Genomic DNA, 12484 nt, shown 5'->3' with positions numbered 1-12484 from the left:
AAAAACAATGAGAAAAATACTCATTTTTCTGTTAACCATTTCGTTTGTTTCCACCTTCGCTCAAAAAGCTCGAAGACTGGAAGTTCTTTTCTTAGGCGATAATGGTCATCACAAACCCATCGAGCGTGTACCATCGTTGATGGCAGCATTGGGTCCTAAAGGTATCAATGTGACCTATACCGATGATTTGGCAGACTTAAACCCCCAAACACTGAATAATTATGATGCGGTAATGCTATTTGCCAATTGGGACGAAATCAGTCCCTCTCAAGAAAAAGCATTGCTTGATTTTGTAGCATCAGGTAAAGGATTTTTACCCATTCACTGTGCATCTTATTGTTTCAGAAACTCTCCGGAGTTTATAAAATTGGTTGGAGGGCAGTTTTGGAGACATACTATGGACTCCATCACTACGCAGACCATACAACCCAATCACCCTGTTATGCAAGGTTTGAAGCCTTTTACTGCATTTGATGAAACTTATTTGCATACTAAACTAGAGGCTGACAATAACATTTTGGCCACAAGGGAAATAAAAGCTGACCAGTTTAAAGATAAGCCAGATACAAAAACGGAGCCTTACACTTGGACAAGAACCCATGGAAAGGGAAAGGTATTTTATACGGCCTACGGCCATGACGAACGAACTTGGTTAAACGAAGGTTTCCAAGAAATGCTTTACAAAGCCATTTTGTGGTCGGTAAATGAGGAAGCCTTAGCCGCTTTTAATGCCAGAAACCCTGAACCTTTCAGATATCGTGAGGCAAAACTGCCCAACTATGAGCAACGTCCAGGTGTTCAATTGCAACAATTTCCTTTATCACCAGAAGAATCAATGAAGCATATTCAGATTCCAGTAGAATTTAAATTGGAAATGTTTGCCGCTGAACCAAACGTAATGCACCCAATTGCACTTTCGTGGGACGAAAAAGGAAGATTGTTTGTACTAATAACCAAAGATTATCCCAACGAACGTAAACCTGAGGGTGGTTCAGACTATATATTATTATGTGAAGATACAGACAAAGACGGAAAGGCTGACAAATTTACCAAATGGGCCGACGGATTGAGTATACCAACTGGGATGATTTTTGCCAATGGCGGATTGATAGTTTCTCAAGCCCCAGATATGATATTCTTGCAGGATACAAATGGTGATGATAAAGCAGATGTTAAAAAAGTGCTATTCACAGGTTTCGGTACTTTCGACACCCATGCTGGGCCTTCAAATCTTCATTATGGATTCGACAACTGGATTTGGGGTTGCGTGGGTTATTCTGGCTTTAATGGAAAATTGGCTCAAACTGACTCCTTGAAATTTGGTCAAGCTTTTTTTAGGTTTTTACCTGATGGAAGCAAAATGGAGTGGATGACCACTACCTCAAATAATACTTGGGGCATGAGTTTTAACGAAACCAACGATGTTTTTGGTTCAACTGCCAACAATTCACATGGTTGGTATATGGCAATTCCGCATAGCTATTTCAACTCAAAAAATAACGTGGATAATGGCAGCAGAAGTACAGATACCCACCGCGATATGAAACCAATAACACCTAAAGTAAGGCAAGTGGATGCTTTTGGAGGTTTTACAGCTGCGGCTGGACATAATTTTTATACTGCGAGGTCTTTCCCTAAAAAATATTGGAACAAAATAGCATTTGTAGCAGAACCAACTGGACACGTTCTTCACCAAAATAATTTGATAAAAAAAGGAACGGATTATTTTGACAAAGAAAGTTTCAACTTGATGGCTGGGGCCGACGAGTGGTTTTCACCAGTTTTTGCTGAAACTGGTCCTGATGGGGCGGTTTGGGTAGCAGACTGGTACAGCTATATCATTCAGCACAATCCTGTGCCAAGAGACTTTAAAAATGGTGCAGGTAATGCCTACGACACTGATTTGAGAGATTTTACACATGGTAGAATCTACAGAGTTTCAGCAAAAGAAGCTCCAGCATATAAGCCATTGTCGCTTTCTAAAAACAATAGTGCTGATCTTTTGGCGGCTTTGAAAAACAACAATATGTTTTGGAGAATGCAAGCTCAAAGACTCTTAGTAGAAAGAGGACAAAAAGATGTTGTGCCTGCTTTAATTGAGATTTTAAGAGACCAATCTGTGGACGAAATCGGTATTAATGCTCCGGCTATCAATGCACTTTGGACACTTAAAGGTTTAAATGCGATTGATCAAAATGTGATAGAAATTGCATTAAAACATTCTTCTTCAGATATTCGTAAAAATGGTTTAAAGGTGATGGATTTCTCAGCAAAATCTGTTGAAACTGTTCTTAAAAATGATCTTTTGAATGATAAAGAGCCTCTGGTTGTGTTGAATACCCTTTTGTTACTTTCAAAGTCTCCTCTTAATGCTGTTGCCGAGAAGGCATTTTTCGACAGAATGGCCAAGTCAACTGAAGTTGAAGACCGATGGCTTCCAGATGCTTTTGCAACTGTGTTATCTGCCAACAACGGAAAACTTATGAAAAAACAGCTTGGCAATCAGCTCAAAGCCGCTAAATTGGCAAAGCCCACTGCTGCAGCTCCAATGGCTCATGACCATAACAAAATGATGCAGGAAGCCAAAGCAGAAACCAAGGTTGAGGGAGTAGATTTGGTCATCTCTGAAATAAAAATTGACCCAGCAAATCCTTCAGCTAGAGAAAGAATTTCAGTGGTAGTAGATGTTAAAAATCAGGGAACACAAGATTTGCCAGCTGATAAATTTGTTCAATTGGACATGACTTTTGAAGGAATGGGTATAAAAGTTGACCAATTGAGTAGAAATTTTAAGGAAGGCATTAAAGCTGGCGAAACAGTTTCGATAACCAAGAATATCAATGGGCCTTGGGTAGGTAATATTTCATTCTTTGCCGACATTGTGGGAGATTATAACCTCAGAGTTTCAATGGACAAAAACAATGAAATTGCAGAGGGAAATGAAAAAAACAACAATTCTAGCAAAAAAATCACTTTTGGAGCACCAGCAAACATGAATGCATTTGCTTTGGAGAGATCTATTCGTTCTTATGCCTCTGTGGCTCCTGTAGATTCTTTGGTGGCTTTACTGAAACGTGCACAAAGTTTAGACTTACACGGTAAAAATTCAATTTTGAAGGCCATTTCTGAGGGTTGGAATTACAGGTTGAAAGACGTAAAGGTAAAACCTGCGGATAAAGTTTTCTTGACAAATCTCAATAAAACACCTGATACAAGACTAACCAGACTTTTAACTGCTTGGAAAGTAATAGAAGATACAAAACCCAATGGTGAAGTTAAGATAGTGAAGATTAAAGCCATTAGAGAGGCTATGAAGTATGATGTAACGGAATTTACAGTAAAGCCAGGTCAAACGGTAGAACTTACCTTTGAAAACCCAGACGCTATGCAACATAACTTGGTGATAGTTAAACCAAAAACCATGGAAAAAGTGGGAATTGCTGCAGACAAAATGATGATGGATGAAAAAGGAGCAGAGAAAAATTATGTTCCGGCTTTGTCAGAAGTTCTATTTTCTACGCCATTGATTACGCCTGACCAAAGTTTTAAGTTAACCTTCAAAGCACCTGAAACGGTGGGCAATTATCCTTATGTTTGTACATTTCCAGGTCACTGGAGATTAATGAATGGAACAATGAAGGTGGTTAAATAAAGCTAGAAGGCTTAAAAAGAAAGTATTAGTAGTCCGATTTTCTAATTGAAAGCTGACAAAATTGTCTACTGAAAATAGAGGTCACTACTGATACTTTTTTTGTTTACAGCTTTTTATTCTTCTACAAAAAACAAATCCTCAGGTTTTGGGTATACTAAAAGTTTCGAAAAATCTACCTTCCAAAAGTCCAAATCCAGTAATTGGCCGTTTTCATCCATTGTCAAGGTTATGGCCACTTCTTTGCCATCAGTATCAATATATTTTGCTTGAATGAGGTCTCCAGCATATGGACAAACTTCTGGATTTCCCAAACCAATACTTCCCATCACATAACCTTCATACTCTTCTACTAACTCATTGATAGGATACTCAACTGCAGTTAGTCCAACCTTATTTAGTAAAAAAACAATGAGATTGATTTCCTCTTCTTTAATTTTTCTTCTTTCGTTCATCATGTATTTTTCAAAGTACAAAGGAAAACTAATTACCCAAGGTTTCAAAAATGCCTTTCAGAAAAGTCTTCACAAATTCATCATTCATGTAAATTATCGACCAGTTAACATATTTAATTTATGCTCCAGAAACATTTGTCTTTATTTGTGATATTTTTTAGACCAGACGTTTATGAATAAAATTTTTAAAATAGCTGTAATGCTACTTGTTGGTGGGGCTTTGGGGTATTTGTTTGGCAAGTATGGCTTGAGTTCTGTTCCCAAAGATTTACCTAAAATATACGTTTTTAGTTTGCTCGTTTTTTTGATTCCAATCTATTTTTTAGTAGTTGGATTCCATGAAATTGGTCATGCAGTTGCTGGTAAAATGATGGGATTTGATTTTCGGATGTTTATCATCGGACCATTTTTCTTCGAAAAAGAAAATCAAAAATGGAAATTCAAATGGAATAAAAGTCTTAATCTTTCTGGAGGAATGGTAGTCTGTTTGCCCACTTCTGAGGAAAATTTACGTAAGAGATTTATAAACTATGTCGCAGGTGGTCCATTAGCCAGTATTTTACTTTCTCTTTTCATCTTTACTTTATGGTATTTTCTTCCCTTAAATGAACAGAATAATGCTCTCAGGTTTTTTGGTATAGTTTTGATTATCACTTCATTCCTTTCATTTTTGATTTTCCTAGTTACAGCCATTCCATTCAAAGCGGGTACTTTTTATTCTGATGGAGGAAGAATAAAAAGACTAATGAAAAATGATGATACTTCTGAAATGGAGATTCTGTTCTTAAAAATAATGTCAAAGACAAATGCTGGAGTTCGATATGCGGATATTGATGAAAATGATTTAGAACGAGCATATTATCTTGCAGATAAGCTCAATGACCCATTTAAAGTTTATCTAATCAGTTATTTGTTTCATGCTGCTTTTGACAAAAATGACCTAGAAAAGGCGGAAATATATTTGAATAATTACTTAGACAACATTACAGAAATTCCAGAACCCTTCAGAGGAGTAGCTTGGTTGGATGCTAGTATTTTTTATGGCCTCGCTAGAAAAGACCTTTCTAAGACTCAAGAATATTGGTCTAACTTTAAACCAAGTCCTTTTGTGCCCAAAGCCCAAATATTTCTTGCAGAAGCAGTTTTGGCTAATTTAAATGGCGATAAAACAAAAGTTGGAGAGCTTATAAGTAAAGCTCTCCAAGAACTGCCAAATCTGCTAGACAAAGGAATGGCTATTTCAGTCAAAGAAAGGTTGGAATCTTTGAAAATCGATTAAAACATTATTTGTATTTTGGATAATTATAACCTTTTCGATACTGCCTTTCTAATAACTTATTGGCATCCGAATCATTGGTTATTTTCCCCAATTTACCATCCCAATCAAGACTTTTTCCTGCTTTCAATGCCGCCATACCCAATAGACTCATATTTGTAGCTTGGTAACCAATCTCAATATCAGCGAATGGGAGTTTCTTGCTTTTAATAGAATTCAAGAAATCTGCCCAAACCAAATCAATATTTTGCTGATCTGGCTGGTTCAATTTTGCATCAACATGTATGACTTCAGCATTTTTGTTTTTTGGATAAAATGACCAACCACCAATCCATCCCATATGAAAAGTACCCTCAGTTCCATGAAAGTAAACACCAACATTTTCAGTTTTAGAAGTTGGACGACCGTTTAATTGACTGTGCTCCCAAGTACAAGTAAATCCTTCAAAGTCATAAACAACTACTTGACTTTCAGGTGTATTGTTGTTATTTGTATTTATTTTGTCAGTTGACACCGAAAAAATCTTTTTAGGGGCGGTTTCTTCCGACCACCAGAGTATTTGGTCAAACCAATGCGGACCCCAATCTCCCAATTGGCCATTGGCAAACTCTACTCTTTGTCTCCAATTTCTAGGATGAATAGATGGATTATAAGCAACAAGCGGAGCGGGCCCGCACCAAGTATCCCAATCTAAGCCTTCGGGAATGGGTTCATCAGAGACCACTTTTCCTTGCCCAAAATTATAAGTAACGAAGGCTTTTACTTCTTTTATTTGCCCAACTTTTCCCGACTTCAAAAATTCTTGACCGCTCACATTATGAGGTGAATATCGTCTATGAAAACCTGTAATACATATTCTTTGTGTATCTCTTGCCGTTTTCAAGATTGCCTTTCCTTCATTAACGGTATGACTTATGGGTTTTTCTAAATACACATGTGCACCAGCTTTCATGGCATCTATTGCTATAAGGGCATGCCAATGATCTGGAGTTGCATTTATTACTATCTCAGGCTTTTCTTTATGAAGCAATTCCTGGTAGTTTTTATATACTTTTGGCTGATCATTGGTAAGTTTATTTACTTCTTCTAGGCATTTTTTAACTTGCCTTTCGTCTACATCACAAAGAGCCACCAATTGACATTCTCCTGACCTAATAGCTTCTCTGAGGATGTTGGTTCCCCACCAGCCCGAGCCTATTAGAGCCAATTTATATTTGGATTGAGACGCCAATGTTATCAGCGGTCTAGAAATTATTGCCCCTGCCGCCAAAGCAGAAGTTTTAAGAAATGATTTGCGATTCATAATAAGGTTTTGAATAAATGTTCATGAAATTATGATTAAAAAATAACTTTGGCAAATTCCATACTATAAAACAAAAGCCATTTAGCTTATTGGTGCTAAATGGCCTTAATTAAGGGATGGGATTAGTGAATTTGTGTTATTCTAAATGTTTTTTTATCGTATCCAACATACTTGTATCTATGCTGCCATCCCTTCTTTTTGTAGGGACTATTGGATTTCCACTCTCTAATATTTCATTACCTGCGTACCAAAGAATTGCAGGAACTTTTTCAGGATGTTCTTTTATAAATCCCTTCATCAATTCAAGTTTTTGTTCTATCTGTGGTAGAGTTGCCTTTTCCACGTAAGGACCTTGTACGAGATCCAAACTACTCCTATTATGAAGATTTTCAAAACCAGTAGTTAAAACTGGTATTAGGTTTATTTGTGTATTTTTGTATTGTCCCATCCAAGTATTCCTAGCTTCTACCTCAGCTTTTATCAACATGTCAGCTGTGGCCTGACCTATAAAAAGGGAATAAGAACTTCCAGCATTTGCTTTAAATTGCTGGTATTGGACAAATTCGCCTGGATATCCGCCCATGCTATAATAAACAACATAAATCTCACCTCCACCCTTTGATCCATAGGCCGCTTTATACTTTTCTAAATCTTGCATGTCGCGGGTATTAAAATAAAGAACTGGCTTATTGTCAATCTTAAACCAATAGTCCTTTAGCATTAAGTCAGTGATATAATTAATTTCCTCCTTGCTTCTGTTGGATGCCAACATAAAAGTCATCTTTATGCCCATTTTATTTGGAGAATTCACAAATTGAATCCTAGCTTCGCTTAATGGACTATCGCTATTATAATAATTGAAACAGAAGAAATCGAAACCAGCTTCTGCATAATATTGAATTTCTCTTTCGGTATCCGCTTGAGTTTTATCGTATCTCACTTGAACACTTCTTTCCATTTCATCATAAGTATTCCTACCTAATTCTGGACTCCACTTTACATTATATCTTATTTTGATATTTTCGGGTTCTTGATATTGACCATAAAAAGGCACTACTCTAAATTTGTCCATCCATTCTGTTGCTACTAATCTTGATTTGGAAACATGATTAATCAATATATCATAAGGAGGATTTTCATCATTCCAGTAGTCTCTGTGCCAGCCGTCCCACATAATAGCACCAACTGGAATCTTGATTTTTTCACTAGAAGGTGTAATATTTTCTTCTTTAGGTGGTTCATTTACAGCGAGAGAGGAATCAACAGTGGTTATAACTACAGGAGGAACTGGAGATACTACTACATTCTCGTTATTTACAGGTGGCGTCGTTATTGGCGGGTTTTGATTGTCCCCTGTAGCCTTTACGAACTCACCTTTCGCATTTCTAAAGAAACCATTCGTTGTCCACCATTTCGTTTCCCACTTACTAGGTAAATTACCATTTTTTGCTGGCATTAATCCTCTTTCACTTGTTATTTCGTTAGATAGTTTGTTTTTATTAATTGGTTTGGAAATTTGAACGTCGGAATTAAACAAGAAATTTAGACCTCTGAGCACATAATAGCTTCGGTTTTCGTCAGTCTGCAACAACCAATAAGTATCATTCGTTTTTTTTATGATCAAAATACTACCAGGGAGTAAAGTCCATTTTCCAACTTCTATCTCATCAGGCTCAGATATTGGTTGAACTATTTTATTATTTGATAGAGAATTTAAGTTATATCCCTTGGGTATCTCATAAGAAATGTGGGAAACAAACTTAGAATTTGAAATCGATGGATTATAATCTTCAGAAAAAGCTACGGAAGGCAGATATATTAGAAGAAAAAGTTTTAAACTATTCATTTTATTAGGTAAAAATCAAAAGGTAATCTTTTGAAAGCATTAGTTATTATTTAGACTACATCATATAGTGTGCCAAATTCATCAATTTCAAAATAATAATTCAATATTGGCATTTTATTACAAATTAGGGAAATGTACCCACATGATTAATGTTTTTTGATACAAGCAAGATTGTTTCTTCTTTAAGAAAACGAAAGTCGAAATAATAAATTATTGTGAAATATTTTTTAGCTGATCTAAATTGGAATAAAAAAAATAACATGCTGTTATTGAGCATGTTATTTTGTGGAGACGCAGGTAGTTGCAAGATTTTGCAGACAGCATAGCATTAGAGAATCTGTTCGTAAAAACAGAATTAGCAATATAAGTATTTACAAATGGGAAAAAGTCATTGAAGAATCTGGTATTAGTGTTTTTTCTAAAAAGTGAGTATCAACAGCAATTTGGAATTTAATAAACTAAAGCCATAGAATGATCATTGTAATCCTTTGAATTCGACAAACTTTTATTGTTATGTAGTCTTGAAAGCCATCAAATGGCACACTTTCCTATCTCCACTCTTTAAAAAAAGCATAAAAGGCACTGCCACTTTCACTGTAATTCAATACAAAGATTCCAATTAACCAAATGTGGAAACAAAAGGCTGAATTTCTTTTTAATGACTTGAAATTAGGAAAGTTTAAAACAACGATGGGCTCCAAGGTGAAATCCAATCATTATCGCAATAATTACAGAACCCGACATTTGAGAAAATCTATTTCTAGGTATTTTTTTAGATTATAATGCCAAAATTTTTGCTTTTAAGATACTTTTTTGAAACTTTCGATACTAATCATCAACTCAAACGAAAACTTCATTTATGTTATCATGGTTCACAATCTAATAATTAGGGTTAATTATTAGATTGTGAAATTCTAATTTATACAAAAATCTATTTTGAACCTTTTTTTTATTCTAATCCTTAACTCGAATTCATGTTAATGTAACATTTTTGATATTACTTGTTCGTTTTTTAATAATGCTATTTTCGAGTAATTGCATAATTTTGAAAGATGAAGGCTCCAATTTCAAAAGTTTCATTCATTGCATTTATTTTACTTGCAATCACCTCGTGTTCTTATCAACCAGAACACCAATTCCGAATAGTGTTTCTACAATGCTGCCACGATGAATGGCGAGACGTGATGAATAGCGAAATGAAAAGAGAATTGGCTTTTCATCCAGATATAAAGTTGGAAACTATTGAATCTTACAGCAATACCGAAAAGCAAGTTGAGCAGCTCAAAGCCATAGCAAAGCAAAAGATTGATTTACTTATCATCACCCCAAATGAATCAAAGCCACTAACGGCTGCTATTGAAGAAATTTATAAAGCAGGTATTCCTATTGTTTTTGTTGACCGAAAAACCGAATCTAGAAATTACACAGCCTTCATTGGTGCTGATAACTATGAAATAGGCAAGACTGCTGGTAAGTTCCTTGCTAGTCAATTTAAAGGTGAAGGTAATATCATTGAGGTACAATTAGAAATGACATCTTCTCCCGCAACTGAACGAAATCGGGGGTTTAAAGATGCAATTGCTGCAACTCCAAATCTTAGAATAATAGAGGTTCTAGAAACAAAAAATGGCTTGAAGGACATCAATACTAACATTCCACGTATCTTGAAGGAGCATCCTGAAACCAATATTATTTTTTCACATACCGATTTTCTGGCAGTAACAGCTTACTTGGCCGCCCAAAAAGAAGGAAAAAGTAAAAATTTGTTCTTCGTTGGTATTGATGCCATTCCAGTAACAAAAGGTATGCAAGATGTAAAAAATGGTGTCCTAAATGCCACATTACTATATCCCACTGGCGGTGCAGAGGCCATTCAAACTGCCGTAAAAATTCTAAAAAAACAACCTTTTGAAAAAGAAACTAAACTTCTAACCAATGTAATTACGTCTGATAATGTGGATATAATGTTATCTCAAATTCAGAAGATAAAAGAGCAACAGGTCGAAATTGAGCGAGAAACTTTAAAAATTACAGAATTAAATAAAACTTATTCTACCCAACGGAATAGACTCTATTTTATTAGTGCCTTGCTAACCATTGTGGTAATCTTGGGAGCTTTTTTATATTTTCTTTTGCAGGAAAAACAACATTCCAACAGGATTTTGGAGGAACAAAATTTAGCAATTCTTGAACAAAAAAATGAAATAGAAAAAGTTTCTCATTTGGCCCGTAAAGCAACCGAAGATAAGATGCGATTTTACTCTTATATTTCACATGAGTTCAAAACGCCATTGAGCCTTATTCTTACTCCTACCGAAGATTTACTTCAAAGAAAAAATACAGATATAAAAGAAACCCGAAACACGCTTCAATTGATCAACAAAAATGCCAATCGCCTTTTGCGGCTTGTTAATCAACTTTTAGAAATGAGAAAGTTGGATGCTGGCAAAATGGAATTAGAACTAAGTCAAAATGATTTAGTTTCTTTTATCAAAGATATTGTGGGCGATTTTGGTGTAAAAGCCAAGCAAAAGCACATTGACCTTCAATTTATTAGTCCTTTTAAAGAATTATTATTTGCTTTTGATGCCGATAAATTAGACAAAGTATTATTCAATATCATTTCAAATGCCTTCAAATTTACACCCGATGGTGGTTTGATACATGTTTCGATTTTGAAAAATACAGATAAAATTGAAATTAACATTGCCGATAATGGCATCGGTATGAATGCGGAAGAAAAAGCACACGCCTTTGATTTGTTTTATAGGGGAAACAAAAACATTTCGTTGGGAACAGGTTTGGGTTTGGCACTTTCGCAAGAATTTGTAACGCTGCATGGGGGAGAAATCATAATAAATTCAGAAAAAGACAAAGGCACAACTTTTAAGATTATCTTGCCTTTCATGGAATCAAAGCAGAATTTGAAAGAAAGTGCTAAGAGTTCATCCTCAAAAAAAGCAAGCGTATTTGAAGAAATAGAAACCCCATTAATTAAAAACAACACCAAACATTCGTTTGAAAATACCATTATTCTCATCGAAGATAACCGCGATTTAAACTTGTTTTTGAATCAAAAATTAGGAAAAAACTATAATGTCGTAGCAACAGAAAATGCCGAACAAGGCTGGCAAGAAATCCTGTCGTATATTCCTGACGTTATTATCTGTGATGTGATGCTACCAGGAATGGACGGTTTTGCCTTAACACAAAAAGTAAAGTCTGATTTCAGAACCTCGCATATTCCAGTGATTCTATTGACCGCTAAGAGTCAAATTGAAAGTCAAATTGAAGGTACAAAAGCGGGTGCAGACGATTATATTTTGAAGCCCTTTAACCAACAATTATTAGAAGAAAAACTGAAAGGTTTGGTAGAAAACCGTGATAGAATGAGGCGGAGATTTTCGAATGAAGTTATTAACCCTAATCAATTACAGAAAGGAGAACGCAGATTTTTGTTAGAATTTGAAGCCTTAATTGACAAAAATATTAAAGACAGCACGCTTTCGGTTGAGAAATTAAGTCACGAATTGGGAATGTCGAGGGTGCAACTATTTAGAAAAATATCTGCATTGACCAACAAAAATGTAGCGGATTATATTGCAGAATATAAACTCCAAAAAGCAAAGATTTTATTGAAAGAACAAGAAAAAAATATTGCCGAAATAGCTTACGAATTGGGTTTCAGTACTCCAAGTTATTTCACGACTTTCTTCAAACAAAAAACCAATCAAACGCCTACTGAATGGCGAAATGGTTAATTGTAACAATAGTGATATTTCGTGTTACAATTATAGTATCTAAAATTTAAAATCTAAGTAAAAATAATACTATTTTATTGATAATCAATAACTTACAAAAATGTATCAAAATCATAAGTATTTGAATGAATACTAAAATCCGCCCTTAAAGTTTAGCCCTAATTTTGGTTCATCAAAAAACTCAACAAGTTTGA

Annotated in this window: 6 protein-coding genes; 3 read left to right on the top strand and 3 right to left on the bottom strand. The window is 35.2% G+C overall.

From position 1 onward, the window contains the following. Window positions 1-7 precede the first annotated feature (7 nt). The gene (locus EGI24_RS04155; protein ID WP_255047068.1) at window positions 8-3652 is read left to right on the top strand and encodes a PVC-type heme-binding CxxCH protein; all 3645 of its coding nucleotides are present in this window, start codon (window positions 8-10) and stop codon (window positions 3650-3652) included. A gap of 113 nt (window positions 3653-3765) precedes the next feature. On the opposite strand, the gene EGI24_RS04150 is transcribed toward EGI24_RS04155, so the two are convergent. Then, window positions 3766-4107, bottom strand: coding sequence for a DUF6984 family protein (locus tag EGI24_RS04150; protein WP_255047067.1), 342 nt, complete (start codon window positions 4105-4107; stop codon window positions 3766-3768). A gap of 169 nt (window positions 4108-4276) precedes the next feature. Between EGI24_RS04150 and EGI24_RS04145 the strand changes: the two genes are divergently transcribed. Next, window positions 4277-5383, top strand: coding sequence for a M50 family metallopeptidase (locus EGI24_RS04145; RefSeq protein WP_255047066.1), 1107 nt, complete (start codon window positions 4277-4279; stop codon window positions 5381-5383). 4 nt (window positions 5384-5387) lie between these two features. Here EGI24_RS04145 and EGI24_RS04140 read toward each other — a convergent pair whose 3' ends face one another. Further along, a complete protein-coding gene (locus tag EGI24_RS04140) occupies window positions 5388-6683 on the bottom strand; it encodes a Gfo/Idh/MocA family protein (RefSeq protein WP_255047065.1) in 1296 nt (431 codons plus the stop codon). A 136-nt stretch (window positions 6684-6819) separates the two neighbouring features. Then, complete coding sequence (locus EGI24_RS04135; protein ID WP_255047064.1) at window positions 6820-8529, bottom strand: hypothetical protein; 1710 nt, start codon at window positions 8527-8529, stop codon at window positions 6820-6822. Window positions 8530-9581: 1052 nt separating this feature from the next. Here EGI24_RS04135 and EGI24_RS04130 point away from each other — a divergent pair. Next, entirely contained in the window at window positions 9582-12290 is a 2709-nt protein-coding gene (locus EGI24_RS04130; RefSeq protein ID WP_255047063.1) for a substrate-binding domain-containing protein, read from the top strand. Window positions 12291-12484: the final 194 nt, after the last annotated feature.

Origin of the sequence: Lacihabitans sp. CS3-21 (assembly GCF_024343675.1) — a bacterium.
Classification (GTDB): Bacteria; Bacteroidota; Bacteroidia; order Cytophagales; family Spirosomataceae; genus Leadbetterella.
The sequence above is the reverse complement of the archived record's forward strand: the minus strand, read 5'-3'. Positions and strand labels throughout refer to the sequence as shown.